General features: G+C 66.6%; 19 protein-coding genes. 14 read left to right on the forward strand and 5 right to left on the reverse strand.

Annotated features, from left to right (window positions below):
* Positions 1-461: 461 nt before the first annotated feature.
* The gene (locus tag Q8T13_19575) at positions 462-1,130 is read right to left on the reverse strand and encodes a metal-dependent transcriptional regulator (GenBank protein MDP3719967.1); all 669 of its coding nucleotides are present in this window, start codon (positions 1,128-1,130) and stop codon (positions 462-464) included.
* Positions 1,131-1,219: 89 nt separating this feature from the next.
* Between Q8T13_19575 and Q8T13_19580 the strand changes: the two genes are divergently transcribed.
* The 5 genes from Q8T13_19580 to Q8T13_19600 all read left to right on the forward strand — a co-directional run bounded on the left by Q8T13_19580 (position 1,220) and on the right by Q8T13_19600 (position 7,689).
* The gene (locus Q8T13_19580) at positions 1,220-2,251 is read left to right on the forward strand and encodes an iron dependent repressor, metal binding and dimerization domain protein (GenBank protein ID MDP3719968.1); all 1,032 of its coding nucleotides are present in this window, start codon (positions 1,220-1,222) and stop codon (positions 2,249-2,251) included.
* Positions 2,248-3,066, forward strand: a complete 819-nt coding sequence (locus Q8T13_19585) for a FeoB small GTPase domain-containing protein (GenBank protein ID MDP3719969.1) — start codon at positions 2,248-2,250, stop codon at positions 3,064-3,066. Before Q8T13_19580 ends, Q8T13_19585 begins: the two co-directional genes overlap by 4 nt.
* Positions 3,063-4,466, forward strand: coding sequence for a nucleoside recognition domain-containing protein (locus Q8T13_19590; protein ID MDP3719970.1), 1,404 nt, complete (start codon positions 3,063-3,065; stop codon positions 4,464-4,466). Before Q8T13_19585 ends, Q8T13_19590 begins: the two co-directional genes overlap by 4 nt.
* Positions 4,466-5,173, forward strand: coding sequence for a ubiquinone/menaquinone biosynthesis methyltransferase (locus Q8T13_19595; protein ID MDP3719971.1), 708 nt, complete (start codon positions 4,466-4,468; stop codon positions 5,171-5,173). The genes Q8T13_19590 and Q8T13_19595 overlap by 1 nt, the downstream gene beginning before the upstream one ends.
* Before the next feature lie 185 nt (positions 5,174-5,358).
* On the forward strand, positions 5,359-7,689 hold the full coding sequence (locus Q8T13_19600; protein ID MDP3719972.1) for an ATPase, T2SS/T4P/T4SS family: 2,331 nt from the start codon (positions 5,359-5,361) through the stop codon (positions 7,687-7,689).
* A gap of 46 nt (positions 7,690-7,735) precedes the next feature.
* Here the strand turns inward: Q8T13_19600 and Q8T13_19605 are convergent, their stop codons facing one another.
* From Q8T13_19605 to Q8T13_19620, 4 genes are read right to left on the reverse strand one after another with little or no spacing between them, the layout of a single operon-like run.
* Positions 7,736-8,164 (reverse strand): hypothetical protein, encoded by a 429-nt coding sequence (locus tag Q8T13_19605; GenBank protein ID MDP3719973.1) that lies wholly within the window; start codon positions 8,162-8,164, stop codon positions 7,736-7,738.
* Between the two features lie 18 nt (positions 8,165-8,182).
* The gene (locus tag Q8T13_19610; protein MDP3719974.1) at positions 8,183-9,370 is read right to left on the reverse strand and encodes a CaiB/BaiF CoA-transferase family protein; all 1,188 of its coding nucleotides are present in this window, start codon (positions 9,368-9,370) and stop codon (positions 8,183-8,185) included.
* Between the two features lie 26 nt (positions 9,371-9,396).
* Positions 9,397-10,461 carry a homoserine dehydrogenase gene (locus Q8T13_19615; protein MDP3719975.1) on the reverse strand — a complete coding sequence of 355 codons (1,065 nt, stop codon included), beginning with the start codon at positions 10,459-10,461 and terminating at the stop codon, positions 9,397-9,399.
* Entirely contained in the window at positions 10,458-11,615 is a 1,158-nt protein-coding gene (locus tag Q8T13_19620; GenBank protein ID MDP3719976.1) for an aminotransferase class I/II-fold pyridoxal phosphate-dependent enzyme, read from the reverse strand. The genes Q8T13_19615 and Q8T13_19620 overlap by 4 nt, the downstream gene beginning before the upstream one ends.
* A 33-nt stretch (positions 11,616-11,648) precedes the next feature.
* On the opposite strand from Q8T13_19620, the gene Q8T13_19625 reads away from it, so the two are divergent.
* The 9 genes from Q8T13_19625 (at position 11,649) to sufB (ending at position 19,259) form a co-directional block, all read left to right on the forward strand.
* A complete protein-coding gene (locus Q8T13_19625) occupies positions 11,649-12,449 on the forward strand; it encodes a formylglycine-generating enzyme family protein (protein MDP3719977.1) in 801 nt (266 codons plus the stop codon).
* 92 nt (positions 12,450-12,541) lie between these two features.
* Complete coding sequence (locus tag Q8T13_19630) at positions 12,542-13,207, forward strand: SIMPL domain-containing protein (GenBank protein MDP3719978.1); 666 nt, start codon at positions 12,542-12,544, stop codon at positions 13,205-13,207.
* A 120-nt stretch (positions 13,208-13,327) separates the two neighbouring features.
* Positions 13,328-13,816, forward strand: coding sequence for a M67 family metallopeptidase (locus tag Q8T13_19635; GenBank protein ID MDP3719979.1), 489 nt, complete (start codon positions 13,328-13,330; stop codon positions 13,814-13,816).
* Positions 13,813-15,297, forward strand: a complete 1,485-nt coding sequence (gene moeB / locus Q8T13_19640) for a molybdopterin-synthase adenylyltransferase MoeB (protein MDP3719980.1) — start codon at positions 13,813-13,815, stop codon at positions 15,295-15,297. Before Q8T13_19635 ends, moeB begins: the two co-directional genes overlap by 4 nt.
* Before the next feature lie 129 nt (positions 15,298-15,426).
* A complete protein-coding gene (locus Q8T13_19645; GenBank protein ID MDP3719981.1) occupies positions 15,427-15,924 on the forward strand; it encodes an Rrf2 family transcriptional regulator in 498 nt (165 codons plus the stop codon).
* Positions 15,921-17,069 carry an aminotransferase class V-fold PLP-dependent enzyme gene (locus Q8T13_19650; protein ID MDP3719982.1) on the forward strand — a complete coding sequence of 383 codons (1,149 nt, stop codon included), beginning with the start codon at positions 15,921-15,923 and terminating at the stop codon, positions 17,067-17,069. The genes Q8T13_19645 and Q8T13_19650 overlap by 4 nt, the downstream gene beginning before the upstream one ends.
* 3 nt (positions 17,070-17,072) lie before the next feature.
* Positions 17,073-17,438 carry an iron-sulfur cluster assembly scaffold protein gene (locus Q8T13_19655; protein ID MDP3719983.1) on the forward strand — a complete coding sequence of 122 codons (366 nt, stop codon included), beginning with the start codon at positions 17,073-17,075 and terminating at the stop codon, positions 17,436-17,438.
* A complete protein-coding gene (locus tag Q8T13_19660) occupies positions 17,435-17,764 on the forward strand; it encodes an iron-sulfur cluster assembly accessory protein (protein MDP3719984.1) in 330 nt (109 codons plus the stop codon). The genes Q8T13_19655 and Q8T13_19660 overlap by 4 nt, the downstream gene beginning before the upstream one ends.
* Positions 17,765-17,813: 49 nt before the next feature.
* On the forward strand, positions 17,814-19,259 hold the full coding sequence (gene sufB, locus Q8T13_19665; protein MDP3719985.1) for a Fe-S cluster assembly protein SufB: 1,446 nt from the start codon (positions 17,814-17,816) through the stop codon (positions 19,257-19,259).
* Position 19,260 lies beyond the last annotated feature (1 nt).

The raw sequence follows: 19,260 nt of genomic DNA on the forward strand, positions 1-19,260 counted from the left end.
AAGGCCGGTTTGATCCCGGCAATGCCGCACCCACAGGGGGCGCTCGCCGGCGAGCCGGCTCGCGCTGACCGCAGAAAACAGTGATTAGGAGGGGGTCAGTTTTAGTGGCGCAAGGGGGTCAATTTCCCCTGTCGTTTGACACATCGATCAGTTCGCCGGCGTGTTCGAATAACTTCCGTCATGACGCTTGACCCCGAGTGGGTGCCGCACTTGATGCAGGAACAAGGCGGGATCAGGGCGCGGAGTCGTGGGTTTACCCCACGTCCATTAGCGCGCGAGGATATTCGCGGTGACCATCTACGGAGTCCGCACTGCCACTGACCGTGCGCGGCGCCCTTGCTACCACTCCTGCAAGTCTTGGCGGAAACGCACAGCTCAGGTTTAGGGCGATCAACTCTGGCACGCGCGACGACGCCCGGCTCGCCATCGATCACCGGCGCGAACTGTCGGAGGTGCTGACGCTATCCCGTCACCAGCAACTTCGACGCCGCGCGCGCGCCGATCGTCATGCGCGCGTCGTTGGCGCCCTTGAGGCGGACGCTGTCGGACACTTCGTCGCGCGCTTCGACCTCGATGGTCTGGCCCGGCTTGAGGTTGTTGCCTTCGATGAACTGCAGAAACGCGGCATCCTGATCGGTCACGCGCGCCACGGTCACCGGCGTATTGAGCGGGCAGGTCAGCAGGCTTTCGAGCGTGCGATGGGGCAGGTGGCCCTCGGCGGTGGGAATGGGGTCGCCGTGCGGGTCCACTTCGGGTTGCCCGAGCATCTCGTCGATGCGTTCGATCAGGCGGTCCGACACCACGTGCTCCATCTGCTCCGCATCGTCGTGCACCTCGTCCCACTTCATGCCGATCACCTGGACGAGGAACAGTTCGATCAGGCGGTGGCGCCGCAGCACGCGCGCGGCGAGCTTCTGCCCGGCCGGCGTCAACCGCACGCCGTTGTACGGCTCGTAGACCACAAGGTCTGACTCGGATAGAGCCTTGACCATGGTGGTGGCCGTGCCGGGAGCAATGCCCAGCGCGACGGCCAGCTGACCCATCGGCACGAGCTTCTGGCCGGCCGCGAGGTGGGTCTCGCCAACGTAGATCGCTTTCAGGTAGTTTTCGACGGTACTCGACGGAAGCATTTATTTTTCAGCATGTTACCAAACTTGCGCAGGAAGGCCATTTGACTTTTTGTCAGCTGCCGTGATGTAATTTTGATGACTCAAAATTGTTGATCTACCTCATCCTTCTGCTCGTCGCCGCACTCGGACTCTTTGCCCCGACCTTCGGGTTGGTCGCGCAGGTGCGCAAGTACCGCCTTTCGCTGACGCGCGAGCGCACCGAGAACGCCCTCAAGCACCTGTTGCGGCAAGCCACCGACGGCCACACTGCGTCGTTTGCCTCGCTGCAGGGCGTGCTCCGCATGGGTGACCGGCAGTTGATGGCGCTAACGCAGAGACTCGAGCGCGAGGGCCTGGTCCGGTCCGAAGGCGCGCAGTTCCAGCTGACGCCTGAAGGGGAGCGCGTGGCGCTGCACGTCCTGCGCGCGCACCGGTTGTGGGAACTGTACCTGGCCGACGAACTCGGCGTCCCGATCGATCGCGTTCACGAGCAGGCCGAGCGGGCCGAACACGGACTAACCAAGCAACAACTGGATCGGCTATCGGCATCGATGGGCCATCCCGCACACGATCCCCACGGCGACCCGATCCCCTCCGGCGACGGGGCCGTGCCCGAGTCACCGGGCACACCACTCGGCGCGTGGCCGCCCTCGACCCCCGGCCGCATCGTGCATCTCGAGGACGAGCCGCCGCTGGCCTTCGCGCAACTGTCCGCCGAGGGACTGCGCCTTGGGCAGGTCATCCGCGTGATCGATCGCTCGCCGACCCGCGTCGTACTCAGCGACGGCGAGAACGAGTACCGCCTGGCTCCCGTGGTCGCGGCCAACATTCATGTCGCCGCGGTGCTGGCCGAATCGGCGCCTGCCGCCTGGCCCGACGGAGTGATCCCGCTGAGCGGCCTGCCGACCGGCGCTACCGCGGAGGTCGTCGCGCTCGATCCCGCGTTTCGCGGCTTCGCCCGGCGGCGCTTGCTCGATCTGGGTTTCACGCCGGGCGCGCGCATTCGCAGTGACCTGGCGACCTTTGCCGGCGACCCGCGCGCCTATCGGCTGCGCGGCACCACCATTGCGTTGCGGCGCGAACAATCGGATCGCGTACTCGTCAAGCGGCTGCCTGATGAAGGATTGAGAAGCGCATCATGAGCGTCGAACACAATTGCGAAGCCTGCCCGGTGCATGCCGAAATGGCGCAGCTCGGCGCGGCCGTCGGGGCGTTCGATCGCGTCGTGGCCCTGGCCGGCAATCCAAACACCGGTAAGTCCACGCTGTTCAACTCGCTGACCGGCCTGCGCCAGCACACCGGCAACTGGCCCGGCAAGACCGTCACGCGCGCCGAGGGCGGCTTTCAGTTCGGCGGCGTCCGCTACAAGCTCGTTGACCTGCCGGGTACCTACTCGCTGTTGTCGGCGTCCGACGATGAGGAGGTCGCGCGGAATTTCCTGTTGTTCGGCCGGCCGGATTGCACCGTGGTCGTGGTGGATGCCAGCGCGCTCGAACGCAACTTGTACTTGGTGCTCCAGGTGCTCGAGATCACCGATCGCGTCGTGGTGGCCGTGAACCTGATGGACGAGGCCAAGCGGCGCGGCATCGAGGTCGACACGCGCAGCCTCGCGCGCGACCTGGGCGTGCCGGCCATCCCGATCGTGGCGCGCACCGGCGAGAACATGATGGCACTGCTTGGTGAAGTGGCGGCGGTCGCCTCGGGCGAGGCGGTGACGCAGCCGCTGCGGTCCAAGGGGACGCCGGAGTTCGAGCGCGCCATCAGCACGCTGGTGCCGATGATCGAAGCGGCGGCGCCCGGCGTGCCGAACGCGCGGTGGATTGCCATCCGCCTGCTCGACGGCGACGTGCCGGTGGAAGAGGCGCTGGCCAGCGGCCGGCTGGCGGAACTGGTGGTGCGGCAGCAAGCCCCGGATGCCCGCTTCAGCAAGAAGATCGCGCTGCAGGGGGCGCAGTGAGCGAGGCGAGCGTCGTCACTCCCGCGGACATCGTCCGCGAGGCGGCGGCCCTGCGCCGCTCGCTCGATGCCGGCTTTCGCGAAGAGGTCGTGACGTCGCTATACGGTGAGGTGGAACGGATCACGCGGCGAGCCGTGCAGGATGCCGGTTCGCGTCCGCTCGAACTCGATCAGCGGATCGACCGGGTCGTGACCTCCCGGCTGTTCGGGCTGCCGCTGATGCTGGTGATCCTGGCGGTGATCTTCTGGCTCACGATCATCGGCGCCAACGTGCCGTCGCAGATGCTGGCGTCGGGGTTTTTCTGGTTCGAGGACCTGGCGGCCGGCTGGTTCACCGAGCTCGGCTCGCCGTGGTGGCTCACCGGTTTTATCTGGCACGGCGTGTTTCGCGGGCTGGCCTGGGTGATTAGCGTGATGCTGCCGCCGATGGCGATCTTCTTTCCCCTCTTCACCATTCTCGAGGACCTGGGCTACCTGCCGCGGGTGGCCTTCAACCTCGACTACCTGTTCAAGCGCGCCGGGGCGCACGGCAAGCAGGCGCTGTCGATGGCCATGGGCTTTGGCTGCAACGCCGCCGGCGTGATTGCCACGCGCGTGATCGACTCGCCGCGCGAACGGCTGGTCGCGATCCTGACCAACAACTTCGTGCCCTGCAACGGCCGTTTTCCGACGTTGATCATGCTGGCCACCATCTTTGTCGCCGCCGCGTTTCCGCCGGCCGTGGCCTCGCTGGTGGCCGCCGGGTCGGTGGTGGGGATCGTGCTGGTGGGGGTGCTGTTCACCCTGGTCGCGTCGTGGGCGCTGTCGAAGACCGTGTTGCGGGGCGAGGCCTCGGCTTTTACCCTCGAGTTGCCGCCCTACCGCCGGCCGGCGATGGCGCGGATCCTCTACACCTCGTTGATCGATCGCACGCTGTTCGTCTTGTGGCGCGCCATTGTCACGGCCGCACCGGCCGGCGCGGTGATTTGGCTGCTGGCCAACATCTCGCCCGGTGGCGTGAGCCTGGCGACGCGGACCGCGACCTTCCTCGATCCGCTCGGCTGGGCCATGGGCCTGGACGGCGTGATCCTGCTCGCCTACATCATCGCCATTCCGGCCAACGAAATCGTCGTCCCGACCATGCTGATGGTCTACATGTCGCAGGGCATGATGACCGAGATGGACTCGATGGACGGGCTGCGCGCCCTGCTCGTGGACGAGCACGGCTGGACCATGCTGACGGCGGTCAACCTGATGTTGTTCTCGCTGCTGCACAATCCCTGCGCCACCACCATCATCACCATCTACAAGGAAACGCTGAGCGCGAAGTGGACCGCGATCGGCGCGTTGATGCCCCTGGCGCTGGGCTTCATCGTCACGCTCCTGACCGCCGCGATCGCCCGCACCCTTTTCGGGTTCTGATGTCCCTGCGGACGGCGTTCGACACTCCTGACCGCAAACGCGCCCACAACCGCGCGCTGTTTGCGACCATCGCCGATCGTTACGACCTGATCACCAAGCTGCTCTCGTTCGGACAGGACGCGCGCTGGAAGCGCACCCTGATCGCGCGGGCGCGCCTGCAGCCGGGGGAGCGCGTGCTCGACCTGGCGTGCGGCACCGGCGACCTGGCGTTTGCGGCCGCGGCACAGGGTGGGCGGGTGGTCGGCCTGGACCTCACCCATCGCATGCTGCAACTTGCCGCGCGCAAATCGGCGGCGGCCAGGTTGGTCACCGGCGACATGACCCACCTGCCGTTTGGGCCGCGGTCGTTCGACGTGGTGACCACGGGCTATGGGTTGCGCAACGTGCCGGATCTCGCGGCCGCCATCGACGAGATCGCCCGCGTCTTGCGGCCGGGCGGCCGCTTGCTGTCGCTCGACTTCAACCGCCCCGAGCCGCCGCTGGTCCGTGGCGCCTACCTGGCGTACCTCACGGTCGTCGGCGCCGGCCTTGGCTGGCTCCTGCACCGCGACCCCGACACCTATCGCTATATTCCCGCTTCGATTCGCCGCTACCCCGGTGCCGCCGGTGTGGCTGAGCTGCTGACCGCGCGAGGCTTCACCGCAGTGACGGTGGTGCCGCGGTTGTTTGGGCTGATGACCCTGCACGTCGCACAACGCGCGCGCTAACGTTGGCTCCCTCCTCAACCGATTAACTAAGTGAACGCGGTGTTCGAAGTGTGCACTGCTATGCAGCGCCCTGCACTTTGGCACGCTGACAGTGTGGCACCCTAGGCACCTCAGGCACCTCAGGCACCGTAGGCACCGTAGGCACCGTATTTTTTGTGGCATTAGTCGAATCCCTCCTTTCCGCGATGGTCCGCGCCGACGGCGACGCGCTGGTGATGCACGTCGGCGAGCGGCCGTACGTCGTGGTGGGTGCCGGGACGCTCGACCTGTCGACGCAGATTCTCAACCTCGACGCCATGACCGGCATGCTGCAGCAGCTGTTGCCGACGGCCGCGCAGGATTCGCTCCAGGAGTTTGGCGCGGTGGAGCATCGACTCCCGGCGCACGAGGGCGACGCCTTTACCGTCGTCGCCGCGCGCGGCGGCGACGACATCTGGATCGAGATTCGCCGGCGCCGCCAGGCGGCCGTGGCGGCGGCCCCGGCGGCCGTGGCCCCCGCGCCGCCAGCTGCCGTTGAAGTCGTGACCCCACCGGCGATGGTCGAAAGCGTTCCCGACCCAGTCATCGAAGCTGTGGCCGAACCCGGCGTCGAGATGGTTGCCGAACCAGCCATCGAGAGCGTGGCCGAGCCCGTTATCGAAAGCGTCGCGGAACCGATCATCGAGAGCGCTGCCGAGCCCGTCATCGAACCCGTTCACGAACCCGTGATCGAGAGCGCGGCTGAGCCGCTCATCGAAAGCGCTGTCGAACCAGTCATCGAGAACGTGCCCGAACCGATCGAGATCGCTCCCGAACCGGTTCTGGTTGAAGCCGTCGCGGCTGTTGAAGTGGCGCCGCCCATCGAAGCACCGCTCGCCGAAGCGCCCGTGGTCGTCGAGGTCTCATTGTCTGAAGACGAACAGCGAGTGCTCGACGAACTGCAGGCGATCGAGGACGCGCAGGCCCTCGACGAGCCAGTGCTGACCGACGCGGACCTGTGGCCGCTCGCCGACGAGCCGCCACCGGTGGCCGAGATCGCGGAGATGGTCGTCGAGACTCCCGAGCCGGTTGCCGAGAGCCTCGAGATGGTCGCCGAGGTTCCCGAGCCGGTCGCCGAGATCGCTGAGATTCCAGAGCCGGTTGCCGAGGAGTCAGCCGCCGCCGAAGCGCCGTCATCAGTCGAGATGCTCGAAGGGCGGCTGTGGCCACCAGCCGAGGTGCCAGAGGTGCTCGAGCCACCCTTGGCCGAGCCGATGGTGGCACTCGAACCGCCCGTCACGATCGCAGAGCCGGTTGCACCAGAGCCACCGGCTGCATACGAGCCTCCCGCGGCTTACGAGGCGCCTGCGGCATTCCACCCTCCCGACGTTCCAGAACTGGCGCCCGTGCTCCAGATGACGCGGACCGTCCGTATTGAAGTGCCGCCCCGCTCCACCAACGTGCGCGTCTCCGGCGTCGAGCGGTTGCTGCGGCTTGCCGCCGCGCGCACCGCGTCGGCGCTGTTTGTCACGTCCGATTGCCGTCCCTCGATTCGCGTGGAGGGCGACATCCGCCCGCTCGAGGGCGAGCCCACCATGAGCCGGGCCGACGTCGAAGCGGCGGTCATGGAGATTGTGCCCGAGACGGCACAGGAAGCGGTCGGCCGCGGCGACTCCACGGAGTGGATCACCGAGTTCGCCGACCTCGGCCGCGTCCGTTGCATGACCTTTACCGATCACCGCGGGCCAGGCGTGGTGTTCCGGATGATCGCGACCCGCGCCGCCACGGCCGAACAACTCGGCCTGTCGCGCGAGGTGCAGGCACTGGCCACCGAGCCGCAGGGCCTGGTGCTGGTCGCCGGCTCGCACGGCAGCGGCAAGTCAACCCTGGTGTCGGCGCTGGTGGACCTCGTCAACCGTCAGCGGGCCGAATACGTGGTCACGCTCGAACGGCAAATCCGGCTCGTCCACGACAACCGCACCGCCATTGTCAGCCAGCGCGAAATTCGCGGTGGCGCGGACGAAGCGCTGACCGCCGCGCGCGCGGCCCTGCGCGAGGACCCCGACGTGCTGGTCGTCGATGACCTCGTGTCGGCGCAAATGGTCCCGCTGTTGCTGCAGGCCGCCTCCGAAGCCCTGGTGTTCGTCTCGATCGCGGCGCCGTCGATGACCGACGCCGTTGAGCGTTTCGTCGAGCTGGCGCCGGCCAGCACGCGCGCCGGCGTCCAGGCGGCTATGGCCGAGTCGTTCCGCGGCGGCGTGTCGCAGGTGTTGTTGAAGAAGGCCGGCGGCGGACGGGTCGCGGCTCGTGAAGTGTTGCTGGCGACGGCCGCGGTCACGCGCGTCATCAGCGACGGTGTGCCGGGACAGCTGCAGAAGGCGCTCGAAGGCGGACGCAAGCACGGCATGGTGCCCATGGCCGACGCGCTGGTCGCCCTCGTGCATTCGGGAGTGGTCGATGTGCGCGAGGCGTTCCGCAAGTCGCCCGATCGCGACCGCTTGCTGGCCGGCCTCAAGCGCGAAGGCATCGATACGAGCGTCGTCGAACGCCTGGCCTAGCGAAGGGGCCAGCCCGGTCGGTGTTTAATCTGCGCCAATCTGTGGCCTACAAGAGCCAGGGCCGCAGTTCTTCCAGCAACATCTCGATCACATCGTCTTCCGTCAGCTGTGCCAGCGGCGTGTTGCCCTTGATCGGGCGATCCGATTGCACGATGCGGCTGCCGCGGACGCGGGTGATGGTGACGAGCGGCTGCGGCGGGTTGGCGGCGGTGTCCAGCTCGAGCTCGATGCTGTCGTCGCGCTGGCGTTCCGACTGCAGCCGCGCGCCGCCGGCCGGGGTCATTACCTCGAAGTGCAGGCCCTCGGATTTCAGGATGTTCGCAAACATCTTGAACACCGGGATCGCGGCGCCTTCGAGGAAGGTCTCGTAGGCCTTGGTGGCCTCGGTGACCCGGCCGCGGCGTTCCGCCTGGTCCCTGCGAGCCTGCTCAATCGCGGTCTTGACCCGCTTCCGGACGACAGCCACATCAGCCATTGCTCTGATCTTACTCGTTCAGACCACCCGGGTGTTGCGAAGGGCGGCCACCTCCGCCGGCGAGTAGCCCAGTTCGGCGAGCACCGCGTCGGTGTGCTGGCCCAGCACGGGCGGCGCCGTGCGCAGGCTGGCGGGTGTGTCCGACAGCTTGATGGGCGCGCCGATCACGCGGGTGGCGCCAATGGTCGGGTGCATCAGCGTCTGCACCATCTCGCGCGCGGCCAGGTGCGGGTCGTTCAGCATCTGGCCAATGTCGCGCACTTCGCCGTTGGGCACCCCGGCCGCGTTCAGGCGGGCAATCCACTCGGCGCTGGTCGCCGTGCGGAAGACAAGGTCGATCGGCGGACGCATCTCGTCGTAGTTCGCCATGCGGTCCTTGTTGGTCGCGAATCGCGGATTGGCGGCCAGTTCGGGCAGGCCCGCGGCCGGGCAGAAGCGCTTCCAGATCTCGTCATTGCCGACCGCGATCACAATTTCGCCATCGGCGGTGGTGAAGGTTTCGTACGGGGCAATGGTGGCGTGACGGTTGCCCTGGCGCTGCGGCGTCTTGCCGGTCGCAAACCAGTTGGCGGCCTGGTACGTCAGCAGCGCCGCCGTGGTGTCGAGCATGCCGATGTCCACCCGTTGGCCGCGCCCCGACCGTTCGCGCGCCAGCAGCGCGGCGGTAATGCCCTGGGCGCAGTAGAGGCCCGACACCATGTCGGTGATCGCCACGCCCAGGCGGTAGCCGGGCCGATCGGCCTCGCCGGTCACGCTCATCAGGCCGCCCTCGGCTTGCATCACCGCGTCGTAGCCGGCCTCGTTGCGCCGCGGCCCGGTCTGCCCGTAGCCCGCGATCGACGCGTAGACCAGCCGCGGAAAGCGCTCGTGCATGGCCTCCCACCCGAAGCCCGCCCGCTCGAGCGTGCCGGGCCGGAAGTTCTCGACCAGCACGTCGGCCTGCGCGACGAGTTTCTCGAGCACGGCGCGGCCGGCCGCCGGCTTGTAGTCGAGCGTGACGCTTTCTTTGTTGCGGTTGATGCTCAGGAAATACGCGCTCTCGGCGCCGATGAACGGCGGACCCCACGCCCGCGTGTCATCGCCCTTGCCGGGCTGCTCAACCTTGATGATGCGCGCGCCGAGGTCGCCGAGCACCATCGTGCAGTACGGGCCCGACAGCACCCGAGTGAGATCCAGAACAGTAAAGCCTGCTAACGGTCCGGGCATGAGCTTCCACGAATCAAAAGGGTTGGTTACAGGTCGCGCAGGCGTTGCGAAATGCGCGAGAGGTCGCTCAGCAGCGCATACGCGGTTTGCGTCAGGTCGCCGGCGCGTTGGACGATGCCAACCTCGCCGAGCAGGTCGGTGTTGAGATAGAGCGCGTTCTCGACGCCCTCGAGACTGGCGAGCGGGTCGGTGCGGTCGAGTACCTCGGGTTCAACCCGCGCCCGCACCTTGCCGCCCTGGCGCGTCGCCGAGGCGACCAGCCGGATGCGGCGGTTCCGGCCGAGCGCGTCGCGGACATCGAGCCCGGTGACGTCGCGAATGCCGGTCCGCGCGACATGATGCGGCGTCATGGCGCTGCCCATCAACACGTTCACCAGCGCCGCCGTCTTGGCGGCCGCGTCCCAGCCGTCGACGTCGAGCGTCGGGTCAGCTTCGGCAATGCCGCGCGCCTGCATCTCGGCCACCGCCTGGTCGAACTGCTTGCCGCGCTCGAGTTCGGTCAGGATGAAGTTGCAGGTGCTGTTGATCACGCCGCGGAAGCCGTCGATGACAATCGCCGGCATCGTCTCGCGCACCAGGTTGAAGACCGGCACCCCGTCCATCACCGCGCCTTCGAAGAAGAAGATCCGGTCAACCGATTCGGCGAGCGCCTCGAGTTCATGAAACGCGAACGCCGCCGGCCCCTTGTTGGCCGTCACGACGTGCGCCTGGCCTTCGAGCGCCGCCCGCACGTGCGACACGGCCGGTTCGCCGCGATCGATGTCGAGCACCGTCGTCTCGATGCACACCAGCCGCCCCTCGGCGGCCTCGTCGGCCAGGGCGTCGGCCACCTGGCGGATCACGTCGATGCCGCTGCGCTCGCGCGGCTCGGGGTCGAGCCGGTCGAGCGACTGGCGGCCTTCCACGATCGAAATGGCGCGCGCGACGTCAATACCCTGGGTGTCGATCACCGAGCCATGGTGCTTGGTCGCGATGCCGACCACCTTCCAGGTGAAATCAAGGCGATCCGCGGTCTCATCCAGCAGGCGCAGAAAGCGGCGCGCCACGTTGCCGAAGCCAATGAGGACGAGCGGCAGCTCGGGCTGGCTCATGCGAACGAGGGCGCCCGTGGCGTCGTGGCGCCCGCCGGCAGCGTCGCGAGCACTTCGCGCAGCCGGTCGAGGCCGGTGCGGTTGTAGGCCGGCGGCTCGCCGAAGCCCAGTCGCAGGTACCCATCCATGCCGAAGTGATCGCCGGGCACGATCAGCACGCTCTTCTCCTCGCGGACGCGGTGCGCGAGCGCCGTCGAGTTGATGGCGTGGCCGTAGCGCACGTAGACAATGGCGCCAGCTTCGGGCCGAATCCACTCGAAGCCGCCGGCCTCGCGCAGCCAGGCTTCGATCAGCGGCAGGTTGGTGCGCAGGATGGTTCGCGTCCGCTCGAGCAGGCGCTCGCGCCGTGCCGGCGCCATGGCCACCCGCGCCAGGCGATCGCTGAGTGCGCCCGGGGCGATGGTCACGTAGTCGTGGTACGACCAGAACGCGGCCACGAGCGGCGGTGGGGCGACGATCCAGCCGATGCGCAGGCCAGGCAGGCCGTAGGCCTTGGACAGGCCGCTCGTGACGATCGCGCGCTCGGACCGGCCCCACATCGACGCGGTTTCCTGCCCGTCGATCTCGGCCCCGCGATACACCTCGTCCGACAGGATCCACGCGCCGTGGCGGTCGGCGATGTTGGCAATGCCGTCGAGGTCGCTCGCCGTGAGCCGGGCCCCGGTCGGGTTGTTCGGGTTGCAGATCACGATCATCCGGGTCTTCGCCGTGACGAGCGCTTCGAGCGCGGCCAGGTCGACCCGCCACCGGCCGGCGGCGCGGTCCTCGATGAACCGCCATTCGCGCACCGTGGCGCCGAACGCCCGCGCCAGGCCCCAGGTCTGCATGTAGTTGGGCACCAGCATGACCACCTCGTCGCCGGGCTCGATCAGCCGGAACGTGGTGATGAAGTTGGCCTCGGACCCGCCGTTGGTCACCTCGATGTGGTCGATGCCTGCGCCGGGATACAGCGCGGCAATCGCCGTCCGCAGCTCGATGGTGCCGTTCGACTGGGAATAGACCAGCGGCTGGTCCAGGAGCCCGTCGAGCCCGGCCGCATCCTCCACCAGTTCCCGCGGCGTCAGGGGGCGCACCCCGCTCTCCGACAGGTTGAATTCAACCAGGTTTTCGAAAGTGGACTGCATCCGTTCCATGTCGAATTGTTCGAGTCGCATGCCCGGCAGTTTATACTGCCTGCGACCCCCCGGATGCGTGATGACCCAATCCCGCGTTTCGTTCGCGTCCCCGCCGGCGAGTTCGCCATGGGTTCGGACGAGGGCGCCGACGACGAGCGACCGTCGCATCCAGTTCATGTGGACGCGTTTTATGCGTCGATCCACCCCATTACCGTCGAGCAGTACGCCGAGTTCGCCCGCGAAGCGGGCTACGGCGCGCCGGCGATTCGCGACTTGCCGCTGTTCGTGACGCCAGCCCAGGAGTCGGCATTCCGGGAACTCGCGGCGCCGTACGTGTGGCGCGGCGGCGAGCCCCCGCGCGAACGCGCGCGCCACCCAGTGACCCTGGTCACCCATTCCGACGCGACCGCCTATTGCCGGTGGCTGAGCGGGCGCGTCGGCCGGCTGGTCCGGCTGCCGACCGAAGCCGAGTGGGAGCGCGCCGCGCGCGGTGGCCGCGTCGGCACCCGCTATCCCTGGGGGGATGACGTGGACGCCTCACGTGCGAACTTTCTGCCCGACCCGGCGCTGAAGCGGCACCGGGGGACGCGTCCGGTCGGCTGCTATCCGCCCAACGAGATGCAGCTCTACGACATGGCCGGCAACGTCTGGCAGTGGGTGGCCGATTGGTATCGCGCCGATGCCTACCGCAGCGGCGAAAACCGCAACCCGCGCGGGCCGGGCAGCGGCACGTTGCGCGTGCTGCGCGGCGGCTCGTGGGTCACGCACGACGTCGACCAGCTTCGCTGCGCGCATCGGCACAAGGTGCCGCCCGATACCTATGCCTACAGCATTGGTTTTCGCGTCGTCTACTCGGACGACGGGTCGGGATAGAAGCTAAGGTGCCTAAGGTGCCTAAGGTGCCAAAGTGCCAGGCTCCGTGGCACACTGGCACCATGGCACTCCTAAGAATCGCTTTCGCTTTCGTGATCGCCTCTGCCACCGTCGCTGCCGCACAAACGGCCCCGCCTGAGCCGCCGACGGTGGTGGTGTCGGGCGAAGGCGTGGTGAAGGCCGTACCCGACCAGGCGTGGGTGACCATTGGCACCGAGAGCCGATCGAAGGTTTCGAAAGAGGCCCAGTCGCGCAACGCCGAGGCGATGACCGCCGTGCAGCAGAAGCTCGGCGCGCTTGGCATCGCCAAGGATGCCATTCGCACCATCGCAATCGACCTGCAGTTGGAATACGACTACGCCAATGGCCGGCAGACGCCGCGCGGCTACGTGGCTCGCAACACCATTGAAGTGCGGGTTGACGACTTCGCGAAGCTCGGCGACGTGCTCGATGCCGCCGTGGGATCCGGCGCGACCAACCTTCACGGCCTTCGTTTCGAGGTCAAGAACCGCGAGGCGCTCGAGCGCGAGGCGCTGCAGCTGGCCGTGGCCAATGCCATGGGCCGCGCCGAGGCGCTGGCCGCCGGTGCGAAGCGCACGATCGATCGCGTGATCCGGATTGAGGAGTCGTCGGTCGGCCGCGGCCCCGAGATGCCGGTGATGGCCATGCGCATGAAGGCCGAGGACGCGAGCACGCCGGTCGCCGCCGGCGAGCTGGAGATCAGGGCGCAAGTCAGGATAATCGCCGCGCTGAAGTAGCAAGTCGGATATGTCCCTTCCCACTATTACCCCGAGCAGCACCTCGTCGATCGTTGACGTGGTGCCGGGGCAGGTCATTCTCGACGCCCCGGAAGGCGCGTCGATTGGCGGCACCAACTGATGGACGGTCTCGTGCTGCAGCCGGCCGTCGATGCCGCGATTCGGGCCCATGGCCGGGAGGCGTTTCCGCATGAATGCTGCGGCGCCATGCTCGGCCGCGACGGCGTGGTGCACGAAGCGCATCCACTGCCGAACACTACCGAGGAAGGCCCGCGCCGCCGCTTCCTGGTGCGGCCCGACGATTATCGCGGCGCCGAGACGCGCGGCCGCGAAACCGGGCTCGACCTGCTCGGCTTCTATCACTCGCACCCGGATCACCCGGCGCGGCCGTCGCAGTACGACCTCGACCACGCCTGGCCGTCGTTTTCGTACGTGATCGTTTCGATCATGGCCGGCGAGGACAAGCTGCTCACGTCTTGGCGCTTGAAAGAAGATCGCTCCGCTTTCGAGGAAGAGCCAGTCGCGATCACCACATCTCCAAATCTCCAAATCAGTGAATCCCGAAGCCAAATCACCAGATCACCAAGCCACCAAATCACCAAATCATGACCAAGATCCTCATTCCAACGCCTCTCCGCCCCTTTACCGACAAGCTCGACACCGTGGAGGTGAGCGGCGCGACGGTCGGCGAGTTGCTGCAGAACCTGACCACCCAGTACGGCGGGTTGAAGCAGCACCTGTACGCGGCCGACGGCAAGCTGCGCAGCTTCGTCAACATCTACGTGAATGACGATGACATCCGGTATTTGCAGAAGAACGAGACACCGGTCAAGGCGGGCGACACGGTCAGCATCATCCCGTCGGTGGCGGGCGGCGCCCCTTCGACTCCGGCACACCCCGAGTCGCTCGGGGCAAGGCCCAGTGGTGAATCGCTGCCCGAGTTGTCGGGCGACGAGATCAAGCGCTACAGCCGCCACTTGATCATGCCGGAGGTCGGCGTCGAGGGGCAGCGCAAGCTGAAGGCGTCCAAGGTGCTGTGCATTGGCGCCGGTGGCCTCGGTTCGCCCGCGGCGATGTATCTCGCCGCCGCCGGTGTCGGCACCATCGGCATTGTCGACTTCGACGTCGTGGACTTCAGCAACCTGCAGCGGCAGTTGCTGCACGGCACGCCCGACGTGGGCCGGCCGAAGCTGGACTCGGCGAAGGATCGGCTGAACGCGCTCAACCCGAACGTTCACATCGAGACCTACGACGCGGCCTTGAGCTCCGAGAACGCGATGGAGTTCTTCGCGCCGTACGACGTGATCCTGGACGGTACCGACAACTTCCCGACCCGTTACCTGGTGAACGACGCCTGCGTGCTCAGCGGCAAGCCGAACGCCTACGGCAGCATCTTCCGTTTCGAAGGGCAGGCATCGGTGTTCGCGACCAAGGACGGTCCGTGCTATCGCTGCCTGTATCCCGAGCCGCCGCCGCCGGGTCTGGTGCCGAGCTGCGCCGAGGGCGGCGTGTTCGGCGTGCTGCCCGGGATCATCGGCGTGATCCAGGCGACCGAAACCATCAAGCTGATCCTCGGTATCGGCGAGCCGCTGATTGGCCGGTTCATGATCTACGACGCGCTGCGCATGCGCTTCCGCGAGTTGAAGCTGCGCAAGGATGCCGACTGCCCGGTGTGCGGCACCCACCCGACGGTGACCAAGTTGATCGATTACGAGCAGTTCTGCGGCGTGGCGCCGCACCAGCTGGAGGCGGCAAAGCCAATGATGACGAACGCAGACGCTGTAACGGCCCGCGAACTGAAGGCCGAACTGGACCGGGGCGAAAAGGTCGTGATCCTCGATGTCCGCGAACCCCAGGAATACCAAATCAACAAGATCCCCGGATCGATCCTTATTCCGCTGGGCGACCTGCCGAAGCGCTACGTGGAGCTCGACCCGAACGCCACCATCGTGTCTCAGTGCAAGTCGGGAGTCCGCAGCGCCAGGGCACAGGAATTCCTTCGTTCTAAAGGGTTTACGGGTGTTCGCAACCTCACCGGCGGCATTCTGGGCTGGATCGACCAGGTCGATCCGTCTCAGCCGAAGTATTAGTCCGGCTGAAGCCGGACTCTACCTTCAGATGTAGCGTCCGCCTGTAGGCGGACTATTGCCGACTTGCAGTGTCGGATATCCACAGGCTAATATAGGACTCCTGCGGTCGTATATGCAGAATCCGAAATTATGCTGAGACTTTCGAAGAAATCCGATTACGCATTGCTCGCGATGAAACACCTGGCGACGCGCCCCGATGGCAGCGGCTCGTCGAGCGCTCGCGAGATTTCGGAGTCGTACGACATCCCCCTCGAGTTGCTCGCCAAGGTGCTGCAGCGCATGGTGCGCGCGCGCCTGCTCGTGTCGGTGCAGGGAACGCGCGGTGGCTACCGATTGGGCCGGCCGGCGGCGACGATTTCCGTCGCCGACGTGATCCAGTCGGTGGATGGTCCCGTGACCGTCACGGCCTGTTCAGACGATGACCACACCTGCGACCAGTACACCAAGTGCAACATCCGCGACCCGCTGTGGAAGATCAAAAATCGCATTCTCGATGCGTTGAACACGGTCAGCGTGGCCGAGATGGCAGCGGAAGCGGAGGCCGCGATGGCGGCACCTGCGCCGACGGTATCGCGAATGATGTTCGTTCCGGCGATCGGCGAGGCCAAGGGCGTTGTGAGTGAATGAACATGATCTACCTCGACCACCACGCGACGACCCCCGTGGATGCGCGTGTGCTCGAGGCCATGCTGCCGTTCTTCTCCGAGAAGTTCGGGAACGCAGCCAGCAGGCAGCACGCGTTCGGTTGGGCTGCGAGCGATGCGGTTGAGCGGGCCCGCAAGCAAGTGGCCGCGCTCGTCGGCGCGGGCGGCAAGGACGTGATCTTCACGAGTGGTGCGACCGAGGCGAACAACCTCGCCATCAAGGGCGCAGCGAAGGCACGGCGAGAACGCAACCACCTGGTGACGGTGGCCACCGAGCACAAGGCGGTGCTCGACCCCATGGCGCGGCTCGCGCACGAGGGCTGGACGGTCACGGTGCTGCCGGTCAACGGCGCCGGCCTGATCGACCTGGGCGAGCTTGAAGCCGCGATCACCGAGCGCACCGCGCTCGTCAGCGTGATGGCGGCGAACAACGAGATCGGCGTACTGCAGCCGATCAAGGACGCGGCGGCGCTGGCCCACGCGAAAGGCGCGTGGTTCCACACCGACGCGGTGCAGGCGGTGGGGAAGGTGCCGTTCGACGTCGAGGCGCTCGATGTCGACTTCGCCTCGATCACGGCGCACAAGGTGTACGGCCCAAAGGGCGTCGGCGCCTTGTATGTGCGGAGGAAGGGTCGGACCGTCGCGGCGATTGCCGAGATCGATGGCGGCGGCCACGAGCGCGGCTTGCGGTCGGGCACGTTGAACGTGCCGGGGATTGTCGGCTTCGGGCAGGCGGCGGAGATTGCCCGCGCCGAAATGAAGGAAGAGGCCGGGCGCACCGCGGCGCTTGGCGAGCGGTTGTTGAAGGCGCTCTACGCGACGACCGACGGGATGACGGTGAACGGCTCGCTCGATGCGCGGCTGCCCGGCAACCTCAACGTGAGCTTCGATGGAGTTGACGGGGAAGCGTTGCTGGTGAGCCTCGACGACATCGCGGTGTCGTCGGGTGCCGCGTGCACCGCCGCCGAACCGTCTCACGTGCTCGTTGCGCTCGGGTTGTCGAAGGACCGGGCACTGGCCTCGCTGCGATTCGGCATCGGGCGAGGCACCACGGCCGAAGACGTCGATTACGCGGCCGCCAAGGTGGCGGACGTCGTGACGCGGCTGCGCGCCATGTCGCCGGTGTAAGACGTGCGCTACTCGGACGAGGTGCTCAAGCGCGTCCGCGAGCCGCAACGGGTGGGGGCGCTGCCCGCCGGGGCCGACGTCGGCTCGGGCGTGTTGGGAACGTTTGAGGAAGGCACGGTTACGCGGATCGATGTTCGCGTGAACGGGGATCGCGTCGTGGAAGCGCGGTTCAAGGTGTTTGGCTGCAGTGCGGCCATTGCGAGCGCCAGCCTGGTGGCCGAGTGGCTGGAAGGCGCGGCGGTAGACGAGGCGAAGGCACTGACAGCCGAGCGCGTCGTCGAGGCGCTCGGCCTGGCCCCGGAGCGAGAGTACGTCGGGCGCATGGCGGTTGACGCCGCGCACCAGGCATTGGCGAAGGTAGAGAGATGATCGAAATTACTGAAAGCGCATCGCGCGTCATCAACAAGCAGCTGACGAAGAACCAGCACCCGGGCGGCGGGTTGCGGATTGCCATCAAGGCCGGCGGCTGTTCGGGCTTCAGCTACCAGTTTGCCTGGGACGCCTCGGCCCGCGACAGCGACGTCGTGTTCGAGGGCGCCGGTGGCGCGAAGGTGTTTGTCGATCCGCGCAGCCTGAAGCTGCTCGACGGCACGGTGCTCGATTTCGACGAGCACAACATGATGGCGACGACGTTCACCTTGAAGAACCCGCATGCGACCAGCACCTGCGGCTGCGGCACGTCGTTCTCTGCTTGACCGGTTCCGGGAGTCGGGAGTCGGGAACCGGGAGTCGGAAAAAAACACAATGAGTACAGCAACGAAGCAAATCGAAGAACTGGCGAATACCGAATACAAGTATGGGTTCGTCACCGATACCGAGCAGGACATCATCCCGGTTGGGCTCAATGAAGACGTGGTCCGCCTGATCTCGTCCAAGAAGGGCGAGCCAGAGTGGATGCTCGAGTGGCGCCTCAAGGCGTTCCGCGCGTGGCTGAAGATGGCAGAGCCGCACTGGCAGAACGTCAAGTACGAGCCGATCGATTACCAGGGCGTGAGCTACTACGCCGCGCCGTCGGAGAAGAAGAAGCTGAACAGCCTGGACGAGGTCGATCCCGAGATCCGCGCGACCTTCGACAAGCTCGGCATCCCGATCGAAGAGCAGAAGCTGCTGTCGAACGTGGCTGTCGACGCCGTGTTCGACTCGGTCTCGGTGGCGACGACGTTCCGCAGCAAGCTGGCGGAGCTGGGCATCATCTTCTGCTCGTTTTCGGAGGCCGTGAAGGACCATCCCGACCTGATCAAGAAGTACGTCGGTTCGGTCGTCCCGCACACCGATAACTACTTCGCGGCGCTCAACTCGGCGGTGTTCAGCGACGGCAGCTTCGTCTACATCCCGAGGGGTGTGCGCTGCCCGATGGAGCTGTCCACCTACTTCCGCATCAACGCCAAGAACACCGGCCAGTTCGAGCGCACGCTGATCATCGCGGACGAAGGCTCGACGGTGAGCTACCTCGAAGGCTGCACCGCGCCGATGCGCGACGAGCACCAGTTGCACGCGGCGGTCGTCGAACTGGTGGCCCACAAGGACGCGACCATCAAGTATTCGACCGTCCAGAACTGGTACCCCGGCGACAAGAACGGCAAGGGCGGCATTTATAACTTCGTGACCAAGCGCGGCATCTGCAAGGGCGACCGCTCCAAGATCACCTGGACCCAGGTCGAGACCGGCTCGGCCGTCACCTGGAAGTACCCCAGCTGCATTCTGCAGGGTGACGATTCGGTGGGCGAGTTCTACTCGGTGGCGGTGACCAACAACTACCAGCAGGCCGACACCGGCACCAAGATGATCCATCTGGGCAAGAACACCCGCAGCACGATTGTCTCGAAGGGCATTTCGGCCGGGCGCGGCCAGAACACCTATCGTGGCGCCGTCAAGATTGGCAAGAACGCGGCCAACGCGCGCAACTACTCGCAGTGCGACTCGCTGCTGATCGGCGATCGCTGCGGCGCGCACACCTTCCCGTATCTCGAGATCAAGAACACCACCGCGAAGGTGGAGCACGAGGCCTCGACCTCGAAGATCGGCGAAGACCAGATCTTCTACTGCGAGTCGCGGGGCATCTCGAAGGAAGACGCGATCAACATGATCGTGTCGGGTTTCTGCAAGGAAGTGTTCCGGGAGCTCCCGATGGAGTTCGCGGTCGAGGCACAAAAGCTACTCGGTATTTCTCTCGAAGGGTCGGTCGGTTAAA

Source organism: Acidobacteriota bacterium (genome assembly GCA_030697165.1).
Lineage (GTDB): Bacteria > Acidobacteriota > Vicinamibacteria > Vicinamibacterales > UBA2999 > 12-FULL-67-14b.

What these genes read in the sequence shown, in the direction of transcription:
- Q8T13_19575 (MDP3719967.1), bottom strand. Translation starts at nt 1,130, where the DNA reads ATGCTTCCGTCGAGTACCGTCGAAAACTACCTGAAAGCGATCTACGTT.
- Q8T13_19585 (MDP3719969.1), top strand. Translation starts at nt 2,248, where the DNA reads ATGAGCGTCGAACACAATTGCGAAGCCTGCCCGGTGCATGCCGAAATG.
- Q8T13_19595 (MDP3719971.1), top strand. Translation starts at nt 4,466, where the DNA reads ATGTCCCTGCGGACGGCGTTCGACACTCCTGACCGCAAACGCGCCCAC.
- Q8T13_19600 (MDP3719972.1), top strand. Translation starts at nt 5,359, where the DNA reads ATGGTCCGCGCCGACGGCGACGCGCTGGTGATGCACGTCGGCGAGCGG.
- Q8T13_19605 (MDP3719973.1), bottom strand. Translation starts at nt 8,164, where the DNA reads ATGGCTGATGTGGCTGTCGTCCGGAAGCGGGTCAAGACCGCGATTGAG.
- Q8T13_19610 (MDP3719974.1), bottom strand. Translation starts at nt 9,370, where the DNA reads ATGCCCGGACCGTTAGCAGGCTTTACTGTTCTGGATCTCACTCGGGTG.
- Q8T13_19615 (MDP3719975.1), bottom strand. Translation starts at nt 10,461, where the DNA reads ATGAGCCAGCCCGAGCTGCCGCTCGTCCTCATTGGCTTCGGCAACGTG.
- Q8T13_19620 (MDP3719976.1), bottom strand. Translation starts at nt 11,615, where the DNA reads ATGCGACTCGAACAATTCGACATGGAACGGATGCAGTCCACTTTCGAA.
- Q8T13_19625 (MDP3719977.1), top strand. Translation starts at nt 11,649, where the DNA reads ATGCGTGATGACCCAATCCCGCGTTTCGTTCGCGTCCCCGCCGGCGAG.
- Q8T13_19635 (MDP3719979.1), top strand. Translation starts at nt 13,328, where the DNA reads ATGGACGGTCTCGTGCTGCAGCCGGCCGTCGATGCCGCGATTCGGGCC.
- moeB (MDP3719980.1), top strand. Translation starts at nt 13,813, where the DNA reads ATGACCAAGATCCTCATTCCAACGCCTCTCCGCCCCTTTACCGACAAG.
- Q8T13_19645 (MDP3719981.1), top strand. Translation starts at nt 15,427, where the DNA reads ATGCTGAGACTTTCGAAGAAATCCGATTACGCATTGCTCGCGATGAAA.
- Q8T13_19650 (MDP3719982.1), top strand. Translation starts at nt 15,921, where the DNA reads ATGAACATGATCTACCTCGACCACCACGCGACGACCCCCGTGGATGCG.
- Q8T13_19660 (MDP3719984.1), top strand. Translation starts at nt 17,435, where the DNA reads ATGATCGAAATTACTGAAAGCGCATCGCGCGTCATCAACAAGCAGCTG.
- sufB (MDP3719985.1), top strand. Translation starts at nt 17,814, where the DNA reads ATGAGTACAGCAACGAAGCAAATCGAAGAACTGGCGAATACCGAATAC.